This is a genomic window from Halomonas sp. SIMBA_159 (assembly GCF_046536035.1).
Taxonomy (GTDB): Bacteria; Pseudomonadota; Gammaproteobacteria; order Pseudomonadales; family Halomonadaceae; genus Vreelandella; species Vreelandella venusta_A.
Map to the genome: position 1 here is coordinate 77,769 of NZ_JAWJBT010000016.1, position 24,263 is coordinate 102,031.

A 24,263-nucleotide genomic window follows, 5' to 3' on the forward strand; every position below is an offset into this window, starting at 1 on the left:
AGGAACTTTCGCATGCACCGTTCTGTGCTGCCCTATTTATGGCCCATTATCACGGGGCTTTTACTCGCCACCGTGCTACTGCTCGCGTTCCCCGAGCAGCTTCCCAATCCGTTCCGGCAGACCCCGCCTGCCGCGGTGCAAACGCCCACCCTTGTAGAACCACCGCCCGCTCTGGTGCCCACCACCAGCAACGAACAAAACGCTAGCCGCCCCGCCCCCGATATTCGACAAGCGGCTCCCCTAACCCGCAATCAAGGCCCGGCCAGCTACTCTAACGCGGTTAATCAGGCAGCGCCTGCGGTGGTGAACATTTACTCATCACGCATTGTAGAGCGTGACCAGCACCCGTTAATGTCAGACCCTTTTTTCCAGCAGTTTTTTAGCGGCGATGATGCGACGACCCATCAGCGGATGCTCTCCAGCCTTGGCTCTGGCGTTATCGTCAGCAGTGATGGCTATGTACTGACGAACCATCACGTCATTAATGGTGCCGATCAAATCCAGGTTGCCCTACGAGACGGGCGAGAAACCCTGGCAGACGTCATTGGCACGGACCCAGAAAGTGACCTTGCGGTACTGAGAATTGACCTTGAAGATTTACCGGTCATTGAACTGGCGGACTCAGAAGAGGTAGCCGTTGGCGATGTCGCACTGGCAATTGGCAACCCCTTCGGCGTAGGCCAAACGGTGACGATGGGGATTATCAGCGCTACCGGGCGCAGCCACCTTGGGCTGAATGCGTACGAGGACTTTATTCAAACCGATGCGGCCATCAACCCTGGCAACTCAGGCGGCGCACTTGTTAACCCGGACGGCTCGCTGGTTGGCATTAATACCGCCATCTTTTCACGCTCCGGCGGCTCTCAAGGCATTGGCTTTGCGATTCCTGCCAACCTTGCCCATAGCATCCTGGATGAACTGGTGACACGCGGGCGGGTCATTAGAGGCTGGCTAGGCATTGAAGCGCAGGCCCTTTCTCGCGAACTGGCCGCCTCCTTTGGGCTGCGCACCCCCCAGGGCGTTATTGTGGCAGGCGTGGTGAGCGGTGGACCTGCCGCTCAAGCAGGCTTGCAACCCGGCGATGTGCTGCTCTCTATTGACGGTAAAGTCATTTTAGATGCCCGCGCTACCATGAGCGATATCGCGTCTATTCCACCGGGTACGACACTGCCACTCACTATCGTCCGCGGTGGCGAGCGCATGGAAATGACGCTAGAGGTGGGGGAACGACCGGTGCCGACCAACGCGACGTCAGCCGACCGGCAGAGCGGCTCTTAACGCCACCCTGCCGGACCGAACTCACTGCCTGTCAATCGCGGATGCGATATTCGGCGGAGCGAGCATGGGCAGTGAGATACTCACCGCGAGCAAGGACAGAGGCAACTTTACCAAGCTCTGACGCCCCTTCTGGGGAGCAGTGAATGATAGAGGAGCGCTTCTGAAAATCGTACACGCCAAGCGGCGAGGAAAAACGCGCCGTTCCAGAGGTAGGCAGGACATGGTTAGGTCCTGCGCAGTAATCCCCTAGCGCTTCAGAGGTGTGGCGACCCATAAAGATAGCGCCAGCATGACGGATACCGTCAAGCCACGCCTCAGGCTCTGCCACCGATAGCTCCAAATGCTCTGGAGCAATACGGTTAATCATATCCATCGCTTCGGCCTGGTCTTCACATAGAATCAGCGCGCCACGGCGCTTCAGCGATGCCCTCGCAATCTCTTCACGCTCAAGTGTCGGCAACAGCCGTTCAATAGACGCTGCCACGGCATCTAGATGCGCGGCATCCCAGCTCACCAGAATTGCCTGGGCATCCTCATCGTGCTCTGCCTGAGAAAAGAGGTCCATAGCGATCCAGTCCGGGTCTGTTTGCCCATCGGATACCACCATAATTTCAGAAGGCCCAGCAATCATATCGATGCCGACCTGACCGAATACCGCCCGCTTAGCGGTCGCCACATAGATATTCCCCGGTCCAACGATCTTATCTACACGAGGAACGCTTTGCGTACCGTAAGCCAGTGCAGCAACTGCCTGTGCCCCACCAATAGTGAACACGTAGTCCACGCCGGCTAAGTGGGCAGCAGCCAGAACCAGATCGTTTAACACCCCATCGGGGGTAGGCACCACCATCACGATCTCACGCACCCCCGCCACATGGGCAGGAATAGCATTCATCAACACAGAAGAAGGGTACGCCGCCTTGCCACCTGGGACATAAATACCCGCTCGATCCAGCGGCGTTACTTTTTGCCCTAGTACCGTGCCGTCGGCCTCTTCATACTGCCAAGAGGTCGGTTTTTGCCGTTCGTGGTAGCGTTTAATACGCTCCGCAGCGGTCGCCAAGGCGTCACGCTGCTCAGAAGGTAAGCCGTCATAGGCTTTTTTTAACTGCTCTGGCGTCAGACGCAGCTGGCTCATCGACTCAACCGCTAAACGGTCAAAACGGTTGGTGGCTTCAATCACCGCCTGGTCGCCGCGCTGCTTGACGTCTGCCAGAATTTCCTCAACACGAGCCTGGACCGCTTTATCAGAGACGCCCTCCCAATCCAGCAGTGCATCAAGATGCTGATGAAATGCTGATTCAGTCGTGGAAAGGCGTGCAATGGTGGCTGTGGTGGTATCGCTCATGATGAACCTCGTGTCATTCAATAGGCTGCGTCTGACGCTTTTTAACGGCACTTTCCAAGCGAGCCAACAGCGGCTTGATGCGGTCGTGCTTCATGGTCATGGCCGCCTTGTTAACCACTAAGCGAGTGCTGATATGCGCAATGAGTTCACGGGGCTCCATACCGTTGGCACGCAGCGTATTGCCGGTATCCACAATATCCACGATCTCATCGGCTAAATTCATCAGCGGGGCAAGCTCCATGGCACCATAAAGCTTGATCACTTCCGCCTGGATGCCCTGCTCGGCATAATAACGGCGCGCCACATTGACAAACTTGGTGGCCACACGGCGGCGCGCTTTGGCAAGCGGCTGCCCTGTTACACCAGCGGTCATCAGTTTGCAGCGGGCAATGTCCAAATCAAGCGGTTCATAAAGCCCTTCAGCGCCATGCTCAAGCAGCACATCTTTACCCGCAATACCGACATCCGCAGCGCCCAGCTGTACGTAGGTGGGCACATCTGTGGCGCGGATAATCACCAGCTTCACGTCAGGCAAATTGGTATCGAAAAGCAATTTGCGGCTTTTGCTTAAATCTTCTGCGGGCGTAATGCCCGCATCTGCCAACAGCGGCAGGGTTTCATCCAGGATGCGCCCTTTGGAGAGGGCTAAAATCAGTTGCTTACTCATGATGTAAGGCCAGTGGTTGTCCGCGTGGCTTAACCGGGGATGCGGCGAATTTTCGCCCCCAGCAGCTGTAATTTTTCCTCGATACACTCGTAGCCACGATCAATATGGTAAATGCGATCAACGAGGGTCTCGCCCTCAGCCATCATCGCCGCAATAACCAGCGACGCCGACGCGCGAAGATCCGTTGCCATGACCGGGGCACCCGAAAGCTTATCGACACCTTTAATTAAGGCGGCGTTGCCCTCTAGCACGATGTCTGCACCCATGCGATTCAGCTCTTGAACGTGCATGAAACGGTTTTCAAAAATCGTTTCAACCACTCGTGAGTGCCCTTCAGCGACCGCATTCATGGCCACAAACTGGGCCTGCATATCGGTCGGGAACGCGGGATACGGCGCGGTGCGAATGTTGACCGCCTTTGGGCGCTTGCCGTGCATATCCAGCGAAATCCAATCTTCACCGCTATCGATCTCGGCACCCGCCTCTTCGAGCTTAGCAAGCACGGCTTCCAAAATATCGGCACGCGTGCGCTTCACTTTGACACGCCCACCGGTCATGGCAGCCGCCACCAGGAAGGTACCGGTCTCGATACGGTCGGGCATTACATCGTGCTCGCAGCCATGCAGCGAGGCCACGCCATCAATGATGATGGTGTCCGTACCATGGCCACGAATCTGGGCACCCATCTTAATCAGGCACTCGGCCAGATCGACTACCTCAGGCTCACGAGCGGCGTTTTCAAGAACAGTTCTGCCGTCGGCGAGCGTTGCTGCCATAAGCAGATTTTCTGTACCGGTCACGGTTACGGTGTCGAAAAAGATGGTGGCGCCTTTCAAGCGGCCATCGACACGGGCACGAATATAGCCTGCCTCAACGTGAATCTCGGCACCCATGGCCTCCAGGCCACGCAAGTGTAAATCCACCGGGCGTGAACCAATGGCGCAGCCACCTGGCAAGGAAACGTCCGCTTTGCCAAAGTGCGCCAGCAGCGGCCCCAGCACCAAGATAGAGGCACGCATTTTTTTCACCAGCTCATAGGGCGCGTGACACTGGGTCACTTGAGAGCCATCCAACTGAATGGTCATCTTTTCACCCATCACAGGCTCAACGCCCATGCGGCCCAATAGCTCAAGCGTGGTGGTAATATCCTGCAAATGCGGCAAATTACCGATCACGACCGGCCCATCGGCCAAAAGACTTGCGCACAAAATCGGCAGCGCTGCGTTTTTCGCACCGCTCGCCCAAACTTCGCCGTCTACCGAGTCATTGCCCGTAATAATGAGTTTATCCATGGAGCGGCCGTTACTCAGCGTTTTCCGACGCAGTTTGCCACTGCGTCGGAGTAAACGTTTTAATGCTGATAGCGTGCAGCGCGCCGGAGGCAATTTCCTCGCTTAACGCGGCGTAAACAAGCTGTTGACGCTTCACTGGAGAAAGACCTTCAAAGGCTTCACCAACCGCAATTACCTGAAAATTGCAGCCTTCACCCTGGATGTGAAACTCACATCCACTGATGCGGGATTCAAGCAGTGCTTTTACCTCGTTGGGTTGCATGAGACAGGAAACTCCTTTGGGGTCATTGAAATAGGAAGTAATAGGCGAACATGATAAAGAAAAGCAGCACGCTTGGCGATGCTGGGTGACCCCATCAATCAACAGAGCAGCCCGAAGGCTGCTCTGGCAGGGTCTTTTATATTAAACAGAAGCGGTGGGCGGCGAGCTAAGCGCGTCTAGCTCTGCGAGAGAAGCCAGCCGCTCGAGCGGGGCTGACAATACAATCGAGCGAACCGTCACGTTCAATGCGTGACAGGCCCGCAACCACTCAAACAAGACGCTGATAGCAACACTGCTGGCCTTCGAAATCTGGCCGAAGTCAAAACAGACTTCCGAATGCTCTGTACCACGCAGCCACTTCACCCCGGCAGCAGCCACCTCAGCTGCCGCACTGATGACGAGGTCGCCCGTCGCGAGCAGCGTGTCGCCCTGCACGGTTAAAGACACCTCTGAACGGGAGAGCAGCGACGTCACGCGTCGCCTCCCTGCTCTAGCTCATCCACACCAATCTCTGGCGCCCATCCACGAATCACCGCATCGTAGTCGCGGTTATTTTCGCGCATGGCCTGGTCAAACTGGTTACGGAAAGTCAAACCAAGGTTGATCCCGTTCACAATCACATTGACGACGCGCCACTGGCCGTCAGAAAGACGCAGGCTGTAGCTCACAGGGTAAACCTGGCCACTGTTTGCGACCACTTCCATATCCACACTGGCTTGGTCTTCATGACGCTGGCCGCGCTGGTCGCTCAGCACACGAAGCTCGTCGTAATCAAACGTGACCAAACCACGGGTATAAGTATCAATCAGCGTTTGACGAAATACGTTAGCAAACTGGCTACGCTGCTCGGGCGTTGCATTACGGAAATAGCTACCCATCACACTCGCCCCGATGTAGCGGAAATCCGCCACGTCGTTCAAGCTGTCGTTCACCAGCGCTTTAAGTTCGTCTAAGTTATTGGCGTAGTAATCTTCTTTGCCATTGATTTGGCTCATGAAGGATTCGATATTTTCACGAATCATTGCCTCTGGCGAGGCTGTTTGCGCCTGGGCCAGCAGCGGAGTCATCAGCAGCATGCAGGCAAGCGCTAACCGCTGAACAACAGTAGATAGTGTAAGTTGCATCAGATTGACCTCTTTTAGTTGCTGACCATATTGGATACAAATTGCTGAATTAGTTCTTCAAGCACCAGCGCAGACTGCGTATCGCGAATCACATCGCCCTCCTCCAACATGTCAGGCGCACCGCCCACGCTTAGCCCAATGTACTGCTCACCCAGCAGGCCTGCCGTTAATATAGCTGCCGTCGAATCCTGAGAAAGCTGGCCCTCAAGCTCGCTGTTCAAGCTGAGCGTCACACGGGCGTCGTACCACTCTGTATCCAGCTCTATAGCTTCTACACGACCCACCGTTACACCGGCCATCGTAACGCGAGCACGCGGCTTCAATCCGCCGATATTGGCAAAATTAGCCTCCAGGCGGAACGTATCTGAGGGCGCTGAAAGCGTTAAGCCGCTGACACATAGGCCAAGGAATACTAGCCCGACAATTCCTGCCAACATAAACAGCCCCACGCCAAACTCCATGGTTTTACTGCGCTTCATGACATTACTCCACCCTTAAAGGCCGCCGAACATGACGGCGGTTAAAACGAAATCCAGCCCTAGCACCGCCAGTGAGGAGTACACCACTGTGCGCGTAGTCGCTCGCGAAATCCCTTCTGACGTGGGCACTAGGTCATAGCCCTGAAATACCGCAATCCAGGTGACGACAAGCGCAAACACCACGCTTTTAATCATGCCGTTACCGATGTCATCAATAAACGAGACGCTGGCCTGCATATTGCTCCAGTAAGAGCCTTCAAAGACCCCTAGCCACTCAACGCCTACTAAGTAGCCGCCCCAGATACCCACCACGCTAAAGCCCACGGTGAGAATAGGTAGCGCCACAAAGCCCGCCCACAGCCTGGGCGCCACTACGCGGCGTAGTGGGTCTACCCCTATCATTTCCATACTGGTGAGCTGCTCGGTGGCTTTCATTAAACCGATCTCAGCGGTCAAGGCAGACCCAGCCCGCCCTGCAAACAGCAGTGCCGCCACCACCGGTGCCAGCTCACGCAGAAGCGATAACGCCACCATTTGGCCCAGCGCCTGTTCCGCGCCAAAATCCACTAAGATGGTATATCCCTGCAGCGCCAGCACCATGCCGATAAACAGCCCTGATACCAGTACGATAGCCAGCGACAACACGCCCACAAAGTGCATTTGACGCAGCCATAACGACCACCCCTCTCGCGAGGGCACACCCACTGCTGACTGAGCAAGAAACACGGTGGCACGCCCTAGGGCTTCCACCACATCGCATCCCTTACTACCCAGGCGTGTTACTCGCGCCGCGTAGTGTGAAAATTTAGACTGCATCTACCCTGCCTTCGTTGCTAAATCGTAACCGAGAATATCCCGGTAGAGCGTCTCTGCCGGATAATGGAACGGCACCGGCCCGTCTGGCTCGCCGTGCATAAATTGGCTAACGCGCGGGTCTTGGTTCACTTCTAACGTGCTTGGAGTACCGTGCGCCACAACCTGACCATCTGCGATTAAGTAAAGATAATCAGCGATGCTCAACGTCTCTTTGATATCGTGAGAAACGACAACCGAGGTGAGCGATAGCGCTTGGTTGAGGCGTTTGATCAGTTGAACCAGCACGCCCATCGAAATAGGGTCCTGCCCTACAAACGGCTCATCATAGAGAATAAGCTCTGGATCAAGCGCCACAGCGCGAGCCAGCGCTACGCGGCGCGCCATACCACCGGAAAGCTCCGCCGGCGTTAGATGCCGTGCGCCTCTCAACCCTACCGCCTGAAGCTTTAGCAGCACCAAATCACGAATCATGGTGTCGGGCAGATCCGTATGCACGCGCAGCGGGAAAGCAACGTTCTCAAACACATCCAGATCCGAAAACAAGGCGCCGCTCTGAAACAGCATGCCCATGCGCTTACGCAGCGTAAACAATGCTTTACGCGACAGGCGATGCACATCCTGCCCATCAATGAGAATACGCCCGCGATCGGGGGTGAGCTGGCCACCGATAAGCTTGAGCAGCGTTGTTTTGCCCGTACCGCTGGGCCCCATGATCGCAGTCACTTTACCGCGCGGAATGGTCATGCTCACGCCGCGAAAAATCTCGCTTTCACCACGAGAAAAGTAGACGTCTTCAACCTGTATGAAGGGAACATCCGTCATATGCTGATTGACCTTCATCGTTGATGCCAGAACGCGTCAGTATAAACCGACAAGCCGCGGGGCAGTTTAAAAAACAGTGTTTTCGAAATATTATCGAACATCGTATCTTAACGCTACTCTCAGTAACAGTCGCGCAAATCACTGCTGTACAAGGAATGCCTGACGGCGCTCGTCAATCCCACGGGCTAATACGGCCGCCTAAAGGCACGCTTTAGCTAAATACCGCGCCAAGATGTTATTCTTATCTGTCACCTAACCACATCATGAAAACGAGACACGTCATGCGCCAGCCACTCTCTACACCCAGCCAACTGCGTGAAAGTGCGCTGCGCACCTTGCAAATCGAGCAAGCGGCGATTGGAGGCCTGCAAGCCAAGCTTGACGAAGGCTTTGACCACGCCTGCCAGCTGATTCTTGCCTGCCAAGGCCGCGTGGTTGTCACGGGCATGGGGAAATCAGGGCATATTGCCGGAAAACTTGCCGCGACCTTAGCAAGCACTGGCACGCCCGCCTTTTTCGTTCACCCTGGTGAAGCCAGCCACGGTGACCTAGGCATGATTACCCGCGCCGATGTGGTGCTGGCTCTCTCCAACTCCGGAGAAACAGCCGAAGTCACCGCCCTGCTGCCGTTGCTCAAGCGGCTTGGCACACCGCTGGTGAGCATGACAGGACGGCCTGGCTCGACCCTGGCTCGCCATGCTGACGCCCACTTAGACAGTGGCGTAGAGCGTGAAGCGTGCCCCCTTGATTTAGCACCCACCAGCTCTACAACAGCGGCGCTCGCCTTAGGCGACGCACTGGCTGTCGCGCTACTTGAAGCACGGGGCTTTACAGCTGAAGACTTTGCTCTGTCTCACCCCGGCGGCAGCCTGGGTAAGCGTCTACTACTGCGGGTACGAGACCTCATGCACGACGGTGCACGGCTGCCAAAGGTTGCGTTAGGCAGCCCACTACGTGATGCGCTGCTAGAAATCACCCGCCAAGGTCTTGGTTTCACCTGTGTGGTGGATAGCGAAGGCCGCCTTGCGGGCGTTTATACCGATGGTGATCTGCGCCGCACGCTCGACCAATTCCACGACCTGCGCGATGTGTGCGTTGACGATGTTATGACACGCCCAGGCAAACGCATTGGCCCTGACGTGCTGGCCGCCGAAGCTGTTCGCATTATGGAAGACAGCCGGATTACCGCGCTTGCAGTGGTGGATGAACAGCAGCGCCCGATCGGCGCGCTGCATATGCACGACCTGCTCGCCAGCGGCGTGATTTAACGGCGTAATAACGCTTTTTTTGCCATGGATGTTAAGGAGGCTATATGGCCCTACCTGATGCACTACTCGACCGGCTTCGCCGCGTAAAACTGCTTGCTCTGGATGTGGATGGCGTACTGACCGATGGCCGCCTCTACTTTCAGGCCGACGGTATCGAAATTAAGGCGTTTCACACCCAGGATGGGCATGGCCTCAAGCTGCTTAAGCGTGTCGGCATCCATGTGGCGCTGATTACCGGCCGTGACTCCCCCATGGTCAGCCAACGCGCTGCTGCCTTGGGCATTAGCCATGTACATCAAGGCTGTGAGGACAAGCTGACCACGCTTCGTGCGCTCTGCCAGCGTCTTGATATCACCTTAGAGCAGGTCGCTTATTGCGGTGATGACCTGCCCGACCTTGCGCCTATCAAGCGCTCAGGAGTCGGCATTACGGTGCCTAACGCCCCAGATTACATGCATACCCACGCCGACTGGATCACCGAACGCCTTGGCGGCCACGGCGCGGTGCGCGAGATTTGCGATACGCTGTTAACCTCTCAAGGGCACTGGGATGCCGTGCTCGATACGTACCTACACGGGAACTCATAATGGGTTTTAGGGTAAAAAAACGGGTTTGGATCACGGTGATGGTCGTCGCCTTAGGCGGCGTCCTGGTCTGGCTAGATCCCCGTGGCCCCCAGGAGAGCGAGATTGACCAGGAGGCGCGTGCTCAAGAACCTGGGCACGTATTAGAGAACGCCGAAATTACCCTATTTGGCGAATCAGGTGCTATTCAACAGTCCTTGGTCACTCCACGGCTGGTGCACACCCCGCAAACAGCCATGACCGACGTGATGTCTCCCCGCGCCACGCTGTTTGATAGTGAACAGCGTGAGTGGCTAGCCACCTCGAATACCGGGACCTTAAACACAGAGACACAGGCGCTAACGCTGAATGGCTCTGCACGCCTGCTCGCACCGGAAGAGGGCTGGCAGCTTGATACCGAGCAATTAAACTATGATGGCGTTACACGCCATGCCTGGAGTGATACGCCCGTGCTATTACAGCAGCCGCCTCAGCGCATGGAAGCATCACGAATGGATGTGTGGCTAGATGACAGCCAAGTCCGCTTGACCAACAATGTGCGCGGCGTTCATCCGCCTGCCACTCGTTCCCCTTAGCCACTCATGCCCCTAGGAGTCGCGATGAATGCCTCAATCCGCACTGCACTCTTTGCTTTAACGTTACCGCTGACCACGGCTGCGCTGGCTCAAGGCCAAGCCCCTATTCAGGTAGAAGCTGATCGGCTGGACCTTGACCAGCGGGCAGGCACGGCGGTCTACTCCGGCAACGTCGATATCCGCCAGGGCGAAATGCACCTGCGTGGCGAGCGCGTAGAGATCCAGCGCAATGATGCAGGCGAGCTCTCTCAAGCCATCGCCACCGGCGAACGCGCCTATTTGCGCAACCAGCTAGAAGACCAGGACACCCCGATGGAAGGCTGGGCTCGGCGAATCATTTATCACGTCGCTGAGCGCCGGGTAGAGCTTATTGATCAGGCAGAGCTGACCCAACAGGGTGATCGTTTCCAAGGGGGTCGCTTGGAGTACTTCATTGATCAGGAAGTGGTACAAGCACGCTCCGAGGTGAGCGGTAGCGACAACCAGCGTATTCGCATGACTCTTCAGCCCGAACAATAGGGAGCGGCCACGTGGCAGCATCAACCTCTACAGATTTCGCACCCGTGAAAACGCTCTACGCCCACCATTTGGCGAAGAGCTACAAACGCCGCCGGGTCGTGAAAGATATTAATCTGGAAATCACTCAGGGCAGCGTCGTGGGGCTGCTGGGCCCTAACGGAGCGGGCAAAACCACGTCGTTCTACATGATTGTAGGGCTCGTCAAATCCGATGCGGGCAGCGTCGGCATTGACGACCTGGACCTTACTCATGCGCCTATGCATGAGCGCGCAATAGCAGGAATTGGCTACCTACCCCAGGAAGCTTCTATTTTTCGCAAGCTCTCAGTCGCCGATAACATCATGGCCATTTTAGAGACGCGCAAAGAGCTAGACCGCAGCGCCAGGGAAGCACGCCTTGAATCACTGCTCGAAGATTTTCATATTACCCACATTCGCGACAACCTGGGCATGAGCCTGTCGGGTGGCGAACGCCGCCGGGTGGAAATTGCCCGCTCTTTAGCCACAGAACCTGCCTTTATTCTGCTGGACGAGCCCTTTGCAGGGGTTGACCCTATTTCCGTAGGTGAAATTAAAACCATCATTCGCGCACTCAAGAAGCGACATATCGGTGTATTGATCACCGACCACAACGTGCGTGAAACGCTGGATATTTGTGATATCGCTTACATTGTTGGCGACGGACACATCATTGCCAGTGGAAACTCCCAGGAAATCCTCAATAACCAGAAGGTTCGAGACGTTTACCTAGGGGCAGATTTCCGCCTTTAAACCGTGACCTACACAAACTTTTCTTTTAGTGGCATGCTTATTGCACTTGCACCGAGCCACAACTCGCTCTAGGGTGGAGCTTTCTGATTAACGAGTGGTTCTCAGATGGTCATGAAAGCTTCTCTCCAATTGCGCATCGGTACACAGCTGACCATGACACCTCAGCTGCAGCAGGCTATTGCTCTGCTACAGCTCTCCACGCTGGACCTCCGTCAAGAAATTCAGCAGGCGCTAGATGCCAATCCCATGCTCGAACAAGAGGATGAGTTTGGCGAGCAGGCGGTCAGCGAGCCACAAGAGGCCGAGTGGTCGGAAAGCATTCCCAACGAACTCTCTGTGGACAGCGACTGGTCGGATACCTACCAAGATACGGGCAGCCTGGGAGGCAGCAGCGAGGGGCCTGACTTTGAGCGCCAAGCCGCCGGGCAAAGCCTTCACGGCCACCTGCTATGGCAACTGGCCATGACCGACTTCAGCCCACGGGAATATTCAATCGCGGAAAGCCTGATTGATGCGCTAGATGCCAATGGCTATCTCACTCAACCGCTCAACGACATTCGTGAAGGGCTAAAAGCCCAAGGCCACGACAGCTTAAGCCCGCGGGAAATGGAAAACACCCTACTGCGCTTGCAGCAGTTTGAACCTACCGGCGTGTTTGCCCGAGACCTCCGCGAATGCCTAATGCTGCAGCTTGCCGCACTACCCGAAGATACGCCTCTACTGATGCCTGCCAAGCGGCTGGTTCGTCAGTTTTTGGAAGCGCTGGGTAAAGACGATATGCGGTTACTCAAGCGCCGCCTGAGCCTGGATGACGAACAGCTTGACGATGTCATCCGTTTAATTCGCAGCCTTGACCCCCGCCCCGGCAGCGCCTACGGCATCACTGATGACAGCTACATCACCCCTGATCTAGTGGTACGTCATGATCATGAAGGTTGGCATTTAGAACTCAATCCAGAAGCACTGCCGCGCCTGCGCATACAGCCCGACTACGCCAGCTTGATCAAACGGGCCGATAAAAGCCAAGACAACCAGTTCCTCAAAGAGCACCTGCAAGAAGCACGCTGGCTAATTAAAAGTCTCTCCAGCCGTAACGACACGCTGTTACGCGTTGGACGCGAGATTATTGCGCGCCAAATTGGCTTTTTAGAGCATGGCGAAGAGGCTATGAAACCGCTAATTCTGGCGGATATCGCCGAAGCCGTTGAGATGCATGAGTCGACGATTTCCCGCGTGACTACCCAGAAATTCATTCATACGCCGCGGGGCGTGTTTGAACTCAAGTACTTCTTTTCGAGCCAAGTGAGCGGCCAAGATGGCGGTGACAGCCACTCCAGCACTGCCATTCGTGCGCGCATCAAAAAGCTAATTCAGGAAGAGCCGTCAGGCAAGCCGCTCTCCGACAGCCGCTTGGTCACCTTGCTAGAAGAGGGTGGCATTAGCGTAGCGCGACGTACCGTGGCTAAATATCGCGAGTCGATGGGCATTCCCTCGTCGAGTGAGCGCCGCCGTTTACGCTAGTTAAACGGTACGCTGATACAAACTCGTCGCAGGGGCTTTGCAATAGCGTAAAAAGGGTTACAATCGAAGTACAGCCCGATGGATAAGGAGCACGTCAATGCAAGTAAACATCACTGGTCATCACGTTGAACTGACTGACGCCTTGCGTGACTACGTTAACGAAAAGCTGGAACGCGTTGAACGCCACTATGACAACATCACCACGGTGCAAGTGACCTTATCTGTTGAGAAGGAGCGCCAGCAAGCAGCCTGTACGCTGCATGCCGCAGGGGCAGACCTTCACGCCGAAGCGCTTGATAACGATATGTATGCCGCCATTGATGCGCTAGCGGACAAAATTGATCGTCAACTCGTTAAACATAAGGAAAAAGCACAAGCTCGCGCCCAGGGCGCAGGCGTGCGTTAACTCAATGACGTTGGAAACCATCCTCCCCCCGGAGCGCGTGCTTTACGATGTGCCCGGGGGCAGCAAAAAACGGGTGCTGGAGTTCTTCAGCACCTTTATCGCCCAAAACACACCCAGCCTCGATAGCCAAGAAGTGTTCAGTCGCCTGATTGGCCGCGAGCGCCTAGGCAGTACGGGGATAGGCAACGGAGTTGCTATCCCCCACGCACGCAGCCCACACTGCAATGCCCCTATCGCTGGTTTTCTAAAGCTCGCCGAGCCGGTCGATTTTGATGCCATTGATGGCGATCCGGTGGATCTGGTCTTCGTTCTACTGGTACCGGAAGAGGCAGATGACACTCATCTAGCTCTACTGGGCCAAGTGGCCACCATTATGAACGATGCCAATACCCGTCAGCAGTTACGCAAGGCCGCCAGCCAAAGAGAGCTTTTGGCACTCATGACCGCCAAAATCCGAGAGCAAGCCACTTGAGGTTTTAACAGGTTCATACAGCGCAGCCACACCTTATTTCCACGTTTAAAAGCCAAGAGAAACGCTATGCAACTGGTGATCATTAGCGGCCGTTCTGGGTCCGGTAAATCTATCGCCTTACAAGCGCTGGAGGATCTTGGCTATTACGCTATCGACAACTTGCCCGCCATGCTACTGGGCTCATTAATTGATGAGCTACGCGAACAGGGTGAGCGTACTCGCATCGCGGTCAGTATCGATGCACGCAACCTGCCGACGGCACTTGAACGTCTGCCGTCGCTGCTGGAAGAGCTACGTCAGCGAGAAATCCAGTTTCAGGTGATTTACCTGACCACAGATGCGCGCATTTTGTTAGAGCGCTACTCCGCGACTCGCCGTCGTCATCCCTTAACAAGGGATAGCGACATGACCCTGGAAGAGGCCATCGATAAAGAGGAAGAGACGCTCAATGAGATTCGCGATCTCGCCGATTTACTGATCGACACCTCGCGTCTCTCCGTCCATGATCTGCGCCGCCGCATTACTGACCAAGTCGCTCACCAACGCAAAGATCAGCTAACCCTGACGTTTGAGTCATTTGGCTATAAGCGCGGCGTACCGATGGATGCGGATTTAGTCTTTGATGTTCGCTGCCTGCCAAACCCCTATTGGGATCCTACCCTGCGCCAATATACGGGGAGAGACGCGAATATCGTGGCCTTTTTAAGCGGCTACCCAATCGTCGAAGCGATGTCGAATGATATTCAGGCCTGGCTGGAAAAATGGCTTCCCGCTTATCAAAATAGTCAGCGTAGCTATATGACGGTTGCGATTGGCTGCACAGGCGGCCAGCACCGCTCTGTATACATGGTTGAACAACTCGCCCAAAAGCTTGTTAAGCAAACGGGAGAGGTTCAATTAAGGCACCGCGAGCTTGGCCTACAGTACACATTAAGCGAAGAGCCTGCAAAGCCGTGCGCCGCCAGTACGCACTGAGTTATTAGACCCCAGAGCAAGACTCAAGTATCAAGACCCACTCGGCAAAAAGGAACCAGAGTGCCCGAAAGAACGTTAACCCTTACCAACCAGCGTGGCCTTCATGCCCGCGCGGCCACCAAACTGGTGAAATGTGGCCAGCAATTTTCTGCGAACATTGTCGTTTACAAGCAGCAGCAGAAAGCCGACGCCGCCAACATTATGTCACTGCTAATGCTGGCGGCTCCCTGCGGTACTGAGCTGGTCGTCGCTGCGGAAGGAGACGACGCCGAACAGGCGCTTGATGCGATTGAAGCCCTGTTCGACGCTCGATTTGACGAAAACCAGTAAGCCAGGCCAGCCGTATTAACTACCCGCCACTGTCATCGCATCAATAAGCCAGCTGCCCGTGTGAATACTGCCACGGGTATCGGTGTCATCGCCTACGCCCGAGAGCCCCGCGAACATTTTGTTTAGGTTACTGGCAATCGTGAACTCTTCAATGGGGTACTGAACCTCGCCATTTTCCACCCAGAACCCTGCCGCACCGCGGGAGTAATCACCGGTGACACCGTTTACGCCTTGCCCCATCAGCTCAGTCACCCAAATACCACGCCCCATCTGCTTCAACAATTCAGCCCGAGGCGTTAACGGCGCGAGCAGCCGCAAGTTACGCGCGCCCCCTGCATTACCGGTGGTCTGCATACCCAAGCGGCGTGCGCTGTAGGCAGAGAGCATATAGCTCGCCACTTGGCCTTGATCAATAAAGCGGTTATTGCGCGTCTGCACCCCTTCTGCATCAAACGGTGAACTGGCCGTCGCGCCTATTTCCATTGGGCGCTCTTCAAGCCCAAACCACTCAGGAAATAGCGGGCTACCCAAGCGGTCACATAAAAATGACGCTTCTCGGTAGAGCGCACCACCCGCCAGCGCGCCCATCAAATGGCCGACTAAACCGCTGGCAAGCGTAGGGTCGAATAGCACCGGAAAAGTACCTGTTGGAGGCTTCTGCGCCCCCAGCCGACGCAGCGTTCTCGCTGCCGCTTCGCGGCCTACCGCATCGGGTTCACGCAGGTGCTGAGGGTTGCGCGCCGAGGTGTAGTCATAATCCCGCTGCATCCCTTTGTCGTCTTGAGCAATCAGCATGCAGGAGAGCGAGTGACTGCTGCCTTTCTGCGTCCCTAAGAACCCGTGGCTGTTGGCATAGACACGCACGCCCTCACCGCTAGACAAAGAAGCGCCTTCCGACTGATGAATACCCGCCACCTCACGGCCCGCCTGCTCGCAGCGCAGCGCTAGATCAATGGCTTCGTCAGTGGAGAGCGCCCAGGGGTAATGCACTTTAAGGTCTGGCAACTCGGTAGCCATCAGCCCTGCATCAGCAAGGCCAGCCGTGGGGTCTTCACCGGTATAACGTGCAATCGAGAGCGCTTTTTCAACCGTGGCCCGAATGGAGGCGCTGCTGGCATCGGTAGAGGAAGCGCTACCTTTGCGTTTTCCCACATACAGAGTGACTGCAATGCCTTGGTCACGGGATAGTTCAACGGTTTCCACCTCTCCCAAACGGACGCTGACTCCCATGCCCTGGTCCACACTGGCGCCTACTTCAGCGGCATCCGCCCCCAGCTGCTTTGCTAGGGCAAGCGCCTCTTCAGCGCGCTTTGTCAGCAGCGCTTGCTGCGCCGATGCATCAAATGCCTGTGCCATATGGCCTCCTTTTCGCCTGAATCGCATTGGCGAATCAATGTTATGGTCGCAGCCTGATATAATGCTGCAAACGAATCTAATCTGTGAGTTCTTATATGCCGAAGCAACGCCCCGAGCCTATCGATATCGATGAACAAGAAGAGCGCCCGAGTAAATCTCAGCTAAAGCGTGAAATGCATGCTCTTCAAGCGCTTGGCGAAACCTTAATTGCCATGAGGCCCGCTGAACGAGCGCGCTTCCCTCTCTCAGACGATATGCTGCGAGCCATTGAAGAGACCTCGCGCATTCGCTCTCACGAAGGCCGTCGTCGCCATATGCAATACGTTGGCAAACTGATCCGCAAAGAGGATCTAACGGCCATTCAGGGCGTTTTTGATGCCATCGAACAAGAGAAAGAGCAGCTCGATCACGCGTTTCACCGCCTGGAAAAATGGCGCGACCGCATGGTCGATGAAGGCGATGACGGCGTAGACCTGTTTATGGCCGACTACCCCAACGCAGACCGCCAGGCACTGCGCCAGCTAGTGCGCAATGCCCGTAAAGAACGCGAACAGGGTAAGCCTCCAACGAGCTCGCGCAAGCTGTTTAAACACCTGCGCGACACGCTAGCACTGTAGATCACAGCCTCAAGACGACTGCGTGCCACCCACGGTTAGCTCATCCAATTTCAGGGTGGGCTGGCCAACCCCCACCGGTACGCCCTGCCCCTCTTTGCCGCACACACCGATCCCCGTATCCATTTCCATATCGTGGCCAATCATCGACACGCGACCCATGGCCTCAGGCCCGTTACCAATCAGCGTTGCACCTTTCACTGGCGCGGTGATTTTACCGTCTTCAATCATGTAGGCTTCGCTGGCCGAAAACACGAACTTGCCCGAGGTAATATCCACCTGCCCACCGCCAAAACTCACGGCGTAAATGCCGCGTTTCACGCTTTTAATAATGTCGGCAGGATCATCTTGGCCAGCCAACATTACCGTATTGGTCATACGCGGCATCGGCAGATGAGCGAACGACTCGCGGCGGGCGTTGCCGGTAGGCGCCATCTTCATCAAGCGGGCGTTGAGCTTATCCTGCATATAGCCCGTTAAAATGCCGTCTTCAATCAATGGCGTGTACTGTCCAGGAGTACCTTCGTCATCGATACTCAACGCACCGCGGCTATCCGCCACTGTGGCATCATCGACCACCGTAACGCCCTTCGCCGCCACGCGCTGCCCCATACGACCCGCAAAGGCGGAGCTGCCTTTACGGTTAAAATCACCTTCCAAGCCATGACCTACCGCTTCATGCAGCAAAATCCCCGGCCAGCCAGCGCCCAACACAACGGGCATCTGCCCTGCCGGCGCATCAATGGCTTCAAGATTGACCAGTGCTTGGCGCACCGCCTCTTTCGCATAGCGTTCGGCAACGCCCTCATCACGCAGACGCGACATCGAGTAACGCCCGCCACCGCCAGCGCTGCCACGCTCACGACGTCCATTTTTGGCCGCAATCACGCTCACGTTAAAACGCACCAGAGGACGAATATCCGCTGCTAAGGTGCCGTCACTGGCGCGTACCAGGACCACTTCGTAGGTGCCCGACAGGGACGCACTGACCTGACTAATACTGGGGTCGGCCGCTCTAGCTACGCGATCCGCCTCTTTGAGCATGGCGACTTTGTCTTCTGCCGAAAGACCCGCCAGTGGGTCGATACCTGCATAGTAGGACGCCGCGCTAACTGGCATTACTTTCTGCCCCGGCAACTGTTTGCCGCTACGCACAATGCCAGAGGCGGTACGGCCGGTATCCATCAGCGCGTCGGCCGTAATTTGGTTAGAGTACGCAAACCCGGTTTTTTCACCGGCCAGCGAGCGCACGCCAACGCCGCCATCAATGTTATAGCTGGCCTCTTTAACTTCGCCATCTTCCAGCACCCAGCCCTCTTGCCAGGTGCGCTGAAAATACAGGTCAGCATAATCAACCCCCGCTCCCATGGCATAGCCAAGGCCAGCATCCAGAGCGTTCAAATCGAGGCCACCTGGCGTTAGCAAAATGGAAACAGCAGACTCTATATCGCTTTTATGTGCGGTCATTGGGGGCCTTCTAAAGTCACTTGCGGCGAGGTCCAAGGGCCTCGCACGCGATAATAAATAGTGGTCGCTTGATCCAGCGCATCGCCGAAAAGCTGGTCAGCAATAAACAGCGCGCCTCCGACAATGGGAGCACCAACAGCAATAGCTGCAAGGGGTAAACTTTGGCTAACAGGCAGTGTGACGCCTAGACGCTGGTCAAGTTCACGCTGTAAGAGGTTAACACTTCCCGTTAAGGTCAGCGTGGTAGCGGGTGCGTCAATTTGTAGGGGGCCACGTAACAGTAGCTGTCCTTGTGCCACATCGGCAGTACCGTGTACTCGATCAAAGGCAGTACCCTGACCGGTTAAGTCCGAAAAATCAAACCGCAGGCGACGCAAGATGTTATCAAAGTTGAGCAGCCCCACTAAACGGGCTGGCGTCGACTCAAGCGTTACAAACCGGCCATCGCGAATGTCCGCACTCATCTCGCCGCCGGCTCGACTTAGCTCCATCTGCCAGGGTGCGCCGGGCCAGGTTAATTGCGCCGTCAGGTCGGTCGTTCGGCTGCGCATAGCGACCGGCTGATTAAGCCGCTCCAGCGCCGTTCCCACATCTCCGCCTTGAATAGAGATATCTGCTTGAGTACGGCTATTGACAGCATTGCCTTCCCAGATAAGTTCGCCCCGTAAAGAGAGCTGCCCAAGGGTTAAGCCAACGGGCGAAAGTGAAAAGCGGCGATCATCGGTTTGCCAGTAAGCCGTTAATGGGCCAAAGCGGGTTCCGCCAACGCTCATATCCGCTAGGCGCAGCCTGCCGTTAGGCAACTCTGCGAGCCAGCCAGGTATCGCCACCGCGGGTGCATGCTGCGTTTCTATGGCATCTACCCAGGAGTCTGGAGCTGCGGCCGTGGCATCGTGCTGTTTGGCAGGCAGATCCAACAAGCGGTCCAGCACCAACGTGCGAATCGCGATATCCAGCGGCCGCTCGCTGGTCGGTTGGTAATCGACGCGCCCTGACAGCATATCACCCTCAAGCTCAAGCGCTGCACGCTGGCCAGATAGCGCGCCAGAGGCGCTAAAGGCGCCAAAGCACTCGTCTCGAAATCGTAAGCAGTCGGTGCGCAGTGAAATGTCTAGCGGCGTGCTTTCACCATCACCCGCCGACACCGATGCACCTTCTGACATCAACGGTGATAGCGCAGCATGCCACGCCATGGGGTCTAAGGTTTCTACTCCAGCCTCTAAGCGCCAACCAGGCTGACTGGTCCAATTGGGGCGTTGCACTGCATTGCCGAGCACTGCCTCCATGGCGAGATTACCGTCATCGAGCCTCTGAAATCTCGCGGCGGCCTTATCTGCGAGCTGGGTAGACACTCGTCCGCTTTCAAGCTCTGCGCTTAATTGCCATGGCCATGGCTGGTCGCCTGTTTTAGCGAAGGGTTCAGGCAGCGCACTGGTGATGCCCAGCAGGCGGCTCTCAAGCGTTAACGTTGGGTTAGCTGCAAGTGAGACCTCCCCTTGCCACTGGGTACGACCACTGATCACTTGGCGCGCCTGCTCAACGGGCAGCTCTACCAGTGACCACAGCGCAGAAGTATCTACGTCACCCTGCAGAGCAATGCGCTCATCGGCCAGCAGCTCCGCCCGAATATCACCGCCTAACCACTGCCCTACCAACACCCCTAACAGCGCATGCTCTCCCCCTGCCTGCTGCCAATTGAGCGCACCGCCTACGCGACGCAGGCCAATAGGGAGAGACGCATACTCAACATTGGATAGAGCTGGCCGTGCATTGATCTCTAACTGGAACGCTTCAAGATTCTCCAGCGGCAGCACAAGGGCAATATCTCCGTCGATACTGCCATCAACTGAGAGGTCGCTAAGCGGAAGCATGCCGATCTCTGGTATGGCCTGAACAAACGATAGCAGTGACGCACCATCGCTCTGCAAGCGGCCCGACAGCTGCAGCGGCTGCTCTGCCTCCATGCGGATCGCCCCCTGAGAGACTTCCACACCCTGACTTTGGGCACGCTCCACCTCCGCTTGAAGCACGCCGCCCTTCCACAACAGGCGGCCCGCTACTTCCTCCAAGCGCGGCCACTGTGGTGCAATCGGCAGGTGGCCTTGGGCAATCTCCAGCGCCAGCGTGGCCGATAGCTGTTCCGCAGAGGCTGCAGGCCCCAAGGGCTGGCTTAGTTTCAACGACCCTTGAGGCACCACACCACCGATATCATTTTCCAGCCACTCTCTAAGCGCTGGGTCAAATGCCTTCATCGGCAGCCACTGAGAGAGCGGGCGGGAGAGTGCATCCACATCGGCAAACGCGATATCCAAGCCAAACTGGCCGTTTTGCTGCCCGGCGATAAGACCAAATCCACCACTCACCTTAGCGCCATCCCAATCAACGTTCAGGTCGCGACCACTAATCATGGTGTTGGGGCCATCGTAAACCCACTCCACCACGCCTTCGGCATGACGAAGCTGCATCGGCACTTCAAACAGTTCAGGAAAATAGAGCGTGCTGTCACCCGCGCTGTTAAACGTCACGCGACCACGGAGATCTCGGGCTTGCACCCAGGCATCCAGGGGGCCGCCGCCAGGGGCTTGCTGCCAAGGCAGCACGGCAACGTTGGTGAGCGCCGCATCGACTCCCCAGCGCCCGTCTCGCTGCCCAAGGCGTAAGCCTTGCACCTGCCCACGGGGTGAGAGCGTTTGCAGTACTCGCGTTAGGGATTCCGGCAGCAGTGCATACTCGCGCCACGCCGCCAAGGAGGAGAGTTCGAACGCGCTGGTTCGCAGCTCCCACTGCCCTGGTTGGTGGGATAGATACCAGTGACGCGGGAGAGCCGGACCATCGCTGATGCCCTCGGGTTGTGCCCACTCGACGGTTTCTGCATTGCCACTCAGCCAAGCCTCACCGCCTTCACCGTTACGCAACCACTGCCCGCTGGCATGTATATTGCGCAAAACGGCATACTCTACGTCTTTACGCAGAGTTAGCTCGGGCACATCGATATCCAGTCGCGCATCCGCCAGCGCGCCTTGTTGCCAGCGCCCCCAAAGCTGAACCTGCCCGCCTACCTGCTCCAGGAAGGGCATTTGATCGGGGCGAAGCAGTGCCGCCAGAACCACTAGATGATCTAACTGCATATCGAGCTGTAGCGCGGCAGAAAAATCGCTGAAGCCTTGTTGGCCGGGCTGCATTTCCGCGCGCATGGTCATTGCGGGAAGTTCAGACTCCAGCGTATCGGGCCTCTCAACAATGTTGAGCGCCCCCTCTAACCGTGTGCGGCGCTGATCGCCATTTAACAGCAATGAAGGTGCATGCAACATCACCGTTTGCTGCTGACCATGCAACATAACGCGGCTATCATCCACCCAAAGCCGCTGACGCAGCAGTAGGCCTGCCCAAGCGTCCAGTGACTCAAGGCTCACCTCTGGTTGAGGAGCCACGCCAAGCGGCAGCTTAGCCGGAGCAGGCCAGCCCCAGGTCGTATCAGGCTGTTGATAGAGATGAAACTCGAGCCCGAACATGCGCGCATCGCTAAAGACCGGTGCTAAATGTCGTAGCGTTGACCATATATCCAGACGCAGCGACAAGCGATCAAGCCCGATGAGGGCCTGATCATCCGCTGTTTCTGCATGGAGATTCTCGAGCTGAAGATGTAGCTCGCTGCGCTCTAGGGAAAGCACCACCCGGTCAATGGTGACCGGCACGCCAACCCGCGCTTCTAACAGCGCCTCAAATCGCGGGGTCAGCGCATCCACTTGACTGGCGAAAAGCCGCAGCGCCAGCATCAGCACTGCCAGCGTACCCAATAGAGCGGCTAACGTGATGAGAAAGCCGCGAAAAAGAGAGCGAGGGTCCATCATTACATCAGTACGATGTCGTACTGCTCTTGGGAGTAGTGCTGCTCGACCTGAAAACGAATCGTTTTATTGATAAACGTCTCGAGGTCGGCAACGGCAGCGGACTCCTCGTCTAGCAAACGGTCTACCACCGGCTGCGATGCCAACACCATGTACGTCTCGGCGCTATAAGCCCGCTCTTCGCGCAAAATTTCACGGAATATCTCATAGCATATAGTTTCAGGCGTTTTCAGCGTGCCGCGCCCACCACAGGTAGGGCAGGCTTCGCACAGCGTCTGCTCTAGACTTTCACGGGTGCGTTTGCGGGTCAGCTGAACCAAGCCCAGCTCGGTAACTCCGGTACACTTGGTTTTAGCGTGGTCACGCTCTAGCGCTTTTTCGAGCACCCGCAGTACCTGGCGCTGATGCTCCACATCGATCATATCGATAAAATCAATGATGATGATGCCACCCAAATTGCGCAGCCGAAGCTGACGCGCAATCGCCGTCGCGGCTTCTAAATTGGTTTTAAAAATGGTCTCTTCGAGGTTGCGGTGCCCCACATACCCACCGGTGTTTACATCGATGGTCGTCATCGCTTCAGTAGGGTCAATGACGAGATACCCACCGGACTTGAGCTGCACCTTGCGCCCGAGCGCCTTTTGAATCTCGTCTTCAACGCTATAAAGATCAAAAATCGGGCGCTCACCCGGGTAGTACTCGATGCGGTCAACGGCATCGGGCATAAACTCTTCAGCAAACTCTACAAGCTTGACGAAGTTTTCCCGGGAGTCGATGCGCACTTTTTCAATATCATCGCGCATCACATCCCGAAGCGTGCGCATGAACAGCGGCAGGTCGTCATAAATCACGCTAGGCGGCGTGGCAGTAATTTTGCGCTCGCTCACCTTGCGCCAAATGCGCAGCAGGAAGTACATGTCGCTGGCCAACTCTTGGTCGCCAACTCCCTCAGCCGCCGTGCGGACGATAAAGCCGCCCGTCACATCAATAGTCTGCTCCTCAATACTTTTATCCAGCAGCGCTTTCAAACGCTCACGCTCGCGCTCATCTTCAATGCGCTGCGACACGCCGTGATGAGGCGAGTCGGGCATATAGACTAAATAGCGAGAAGGAATAGAAAGATGCGTCGTGAGCCGCGCACCCTTGGTACCGATAGGATCTTTGGTGACCTGCACCACGAGCGACTGGCCTTCATGCAGAAGCTGCCCGATGGTCTGCTGCTCATCGTTGGAGGTACCAGGCGGCATAACTTCGTGGGCATGAATAAACGCTGCGCGCTCTAAGCCAATATCAACAAAAGCAGCCTGCATGCCAGGCAGTACGCGCACTACTTTGCCTTTGTAGATATTGCCTACGATACCGCGCCTGCGAGAACGCTCTATCAGCGCCTCTTGCAATACGCCGTTTTCCACCAGCGCAACGCGGGTCTCCATGGGCGTTAGATTTATGAGGACTTCACCACTCATGCAA

The 24,263-nt window shown here is 56.3% G+C and carries 25 protein-coding genes; 12 read left to right on the plus strand and 13 right to left on the minus strand.

All coding sequences use genetic code 11. The annotated features are described in order from the left end of the window. The first annotated feature begins 12 nt into the window (after window positions 1-12). Entirely contained in the window at window positions 13-1,278 is a 1,266-nt protein-coding gene (locus R0J87_RS11940; RefSeq protein ID WP_498886352.1) for a Do family serine endopeptidase, read from the plus strand. Window positions 1,279-1,309: 31 nt separating this feature from the next. On the opposite strand, the gene hisD is transcribed toward R0J87_RS11940, so the two are convergent. From hisD to R0J87_RS11985, 9 genes are all read right to left on the minus strand, one after another. Then, window positions 1,310-2,626 (minus strand): histidinol dehydrogenase, encoded by a 1,317-nt coding sequence (gene hisD / locus R0J87_RS11945; protein WP_498886353.1) that lies wholly within the window; start codon window positions 2,624-2,626, stop codon window positions 1,310-1,312. Between the two features lie 13 nt (window positions 2,627-2,639). Beyond that, window positions 2,640-3,293, minus strand: coding sequence for an ATP phosphoribosyltransferase (hisG, locus tag R0J87_RS11950; protein WP_404342145.1), 654 nt, complete (start codon window positions 3,291-3,293; stop codon window positions 2,640-2,642). A gap of 29 nt (window positions 3,294-3,322) precedes the next feature. After that, window positions 3,323-4,585, minus strand: a complete 1,263-nt coding sequence (gene murA / locus R0J87_RS11955) for a UDP-N-acetylglucosamine 1-carboxyvinyltransferase (protein ID WP_498886355.1) — start codon at window positions 4,583-4,585, stop codon at window positions 3,323-3,325. Between the two features lie 10 nt (window positions 4,586-4,595). Beyond that, complete coding sequence (locus R0J87_RS11960; protein WP_188638385.1) at window positions 4,596-4,847, minus strand: BolA family protein; 252 nt, start codon at window positions 4,845-4,847, stop codon at window positions 4,596-4,598. Between the two features lie 141 nt (window positions 4,848-4,988). Then, window positions 4,989-5,321: an STAS domain-containing protein gene (locus R0J87_RS11965; protein ID WP_404342148.1), complete on the minus strand. Its 333-nt coding sequence runs from the start codon at window positions 5,319-5,321 to the stop codon at window positions 4,989-4,991. Beyond that, window positions 5,318-5,971, minus strand: a complete 654-nt coding sequence (locus R0J87_RS11970; RefSeq protein ID WP_404342150.1) for an MlaC/ttg2D family ABC transporter substrate-binding protein — start codon at window positions 5,969-5,971, stop codon at window positions 5,318-5,320. The genes R0J87_RS11965 and R0J87_RS11970 overlap by 4 nt, the downstream gene beginning before the upstream one ends. Before the next feature lie 14 nt (window positions 5,972-5,985). Continuing rightward, complete coding sequence (mlaD, locus tag R0J87_RS11975) at window positions 5,986-6,450, minus strand: outer membrane lipid asymmetry maintenance protein MlaD (RefSeq protein WP_498886356.1); 465 nt, start codon at window positions 6,448-6,450, stop codon at window positions 5,986-5,988. A gap of 15 nt (window positions 6,451-6,465) precedes the next feature. Beyond that, window positions 6,466-7,266 carry a lipid asymmetry maintenance ABC transporter permease subunit MlaE gene (mlaE, locus tag R0J87_RS11980; protein ID WP_404342154.1) on the minus strand — a complete coding sequence of 267 codons (801 nt, stop codon included), beginning with the start codon at window positions 7,264-7,266 and terminating at the stop codon, window positions 6,466-6,468. Beyond that, the gene (locus tag R0J87_RS11985; RefSeq protein WP_404342156.1) at window positions 7,267-8,088 is read right to left on the minus strand and encodes an ATP-binding cassette domain-containing protein; all 822 of its coding nucleotides are present in this window, start codon (window positions 8,086-8,088) and stop codon (window positions 7,267-7,269) included. 281 nt (window positions 8,089-8,369) lie between these two features. Here R0J87_RS11985 and R0J87_RS11990 point away from each other — a divergent pair, with 281 nt between their 5' ends. The 10 genes from R0J87_RS11990 to R0J87_RS12035 all read left to right on the plus strand — a co-directional run bounded on the left by R0J87_RS11990 (window position 8,370) and on the right by R0J87_RS12035 (window position 15,508). After that, window positions 8,370-9,356 (plus strand): KpsF/GutQ family sugar-phosphate isomerase, encoded by a 987-nt coding sequence (locus tag R0J87_RS11990; protein ID WP_404342157.1) that lies wholly within the window; start codon window positions 8,370-8,372, stop codon window positions 9,354-9,356. Between the two features lie 44 nt (window positions 9,357-9,400). Further along, complete coding sequence (locus R0J87_RS11995) at window positions 9,401-9,943, plus strand: KdsC family phosphatase (protein ID WP_404342158.1); 543 nt, start codon at window positions 9,401-9,403, stop codon at window positions 9,941-9,943. Then, entirely contained in the window at window positions 9,943-10,515 is a 573-nt protein-coding gene (lptC, locus tag R0J87_RS12000; protein ID WP_404342160.1) for an LPS export ABC transporter periplasmic protein LptC, read from the plus strand. The genes R0J87_RS11995 and lptC overlap by 1 nt, the downstream gene beginning before the upstream one ends. 24 nt (window positions 10,516-10,539) lie before the next feature. After that, window positions 10,540-11,034 carry a lipopolysaccharide transport periplasmic protein LptA gene (gene lptA, locus R0J87_RS12005; protein WP_404342162.1) on the plus strand — a complete coding sequence of 165 codons (495 nt, stop codon included), beginning with the start codon at window positions 10,540-10,542 and terminating at the stop codon, window positions 11,032-11,034. A 44-nt stretch (window positions 11,035-11,078) separates the two neighbouring features. After that, window positions 11,079-11,804, plus strand: coding sequence for an LPS export ABC transporter ATP-binding protein (gene lptB, locus R0J87_RS12010; RefSeq protein ID WP_404346040.1), 726 nt, complete (start codon window positions 11,079-11,081; stop codon window positions 11,802-11,804). 105 nt (window positions 11,805-11,909) lie between these two features. Further along, window positions 11,910-13,325 carry an RNA polymerase factor sigma-54 gene (locus R0J87_RS12015; RefSeq protein WP_404463253.1) on the plus strand — a complete coding sequence of 472 codons (1,416 nt, stop codon included), beginning with the start codon at window positions 11,910-11,912 and terminating at the stop codon, window positions 13,323-13,325. A gap of 97 nt (window positions 13,326-13,422) precedes the next feature. After that, window positions 13,423-13,731: a ribosome hibernation-promoting factor, HPF/YfiA family gene (hpf, locus tag R0J87_RS12020; protein ID WP_027335376.1), complete on the plus strand. Its 309-nt coding sequence runs from the start codon at window positions 13,423-13,425 to the stop codon at window positions 13,729-13,731. Window positions 13,732-13,735: 4 nt separating this feature from the next. Further along, a complete protein-coding gene (gene ptsN / locus R0J87_RS12025) occupies window positions 13,736-14,203 on the plus strand; it encodes a PTS IIA-like nitrogen regulatory protein PtsN (RefSeq protein WP_498886357.1) in 468 nt (155 codons plus the stop codon). 66 nt (window positions 14,204-14,269) lie between these two features. Continuing rightward, window positions 14,270-15,178 carry an RNase adapter RapZ gene (gene rapZ, locus R0J87_RS12030; RefSeq protein WP_498886359.1) on the plus strand — a complete coding sequence of 303 codons (909 nt, stop codon included), beginning with the start codon at window positions 14,270-14,272 and terminating at the stop codon, window positions 15,176-15,178. A 60-nt stretch (window positions 15,179-15,238) separates the two neighbouring features. Next, complete coding sequence (locus R0J87_RS12035) at window positions 15,239-15,508, plus strand: HPr family phosphocarrier protein (RefSeq protein ID WP_404342169.1); 270 nt, start codon at window positions 15,239-15,241, stop codon at window positions 15,506-15,508. Between the two features lie 15 nt (window positions 15,509-15,523). Here R0J87_RS12035 and pmbA read toward each other — a convergent pair whose 3' ends face one another. Beyond that, a complete protein-coding gene (gene pmbA, locus R0J87_RS12040) occupies window positions 15,524-16,864 on the minus strand; it encodes a metalloprotease PmbA (protein WP_498886361.1) in 1,341 nt (446 codons plus the stop codon). A 95-nt stretch (window positions 16,865-16,959) separates the two neighbouring features. On the opposite strand from pmbA, the gene yjgA reads away from it, so the two are divergent. Further along, a complete protein-coding gene (gene yjgA, locus R0J87_RS12045; RefSeq protein ID WP_498886362.1) occupies window positions 16,960-17,481 on the plus strand; it encodes a ribosome biogenesis factor YjgA in 522 nt (173 codons plus the stop codon). A gap of 9 nt (window positions 17,482-17,490) precedes the next feature. On the opposite strand, the gene tldD is transcribed toward yjgA, so the two are convergent. Genes tldD through rng form a run of 3 tightly spaced genes read right to left on the minus strand, consistent with a single transcriptional unit; the run spans window position 17,491 to window position 24,259 of the window. Beyond that, on the minus strand, window positions 17,491-18,945 hold the full coding sequence (gene tldD / locus R0J87_RS12050; RefSeq protein WP_498886363.1) for a metalloprotease TldD: 1,455 nt from the start codon (window positions 18,943-18,945) through the stop codon (window positions 17,491-17,493). Next, window positions 18,942-22,796 carry a YhdP family phospholipid transporter gene (locus tag R0J87_RS12055; RefSeq protein WP_498886364.1) on the minus strand — a complete coding sequence of 1,285 codons (3,855 nt, stop codon included), beginning with the start codon at window positions 22,794-22,796 and terminating at the stop codon, window positions 18,942-18,944. Before R0J87_RS12055 ends, tldD begins: the two co-directional genes overlap by 4 nt. After that, a complete protein-coding gene (gene rng, locus R0J87_RS12060; RefSeq protein WP_498886365.1) occupies window positions 22,796-24,259 on the minus strand; it encodes a ribonuclease G in 1,464 nt (487 codons plus the stop codon). The genes R0J87_RS12055 and rng overlap by 1 nt, the downstream gene beginning before the upstream one ends. Window positions 24,260-24,263: the final 4 nt, after the last annotated feature.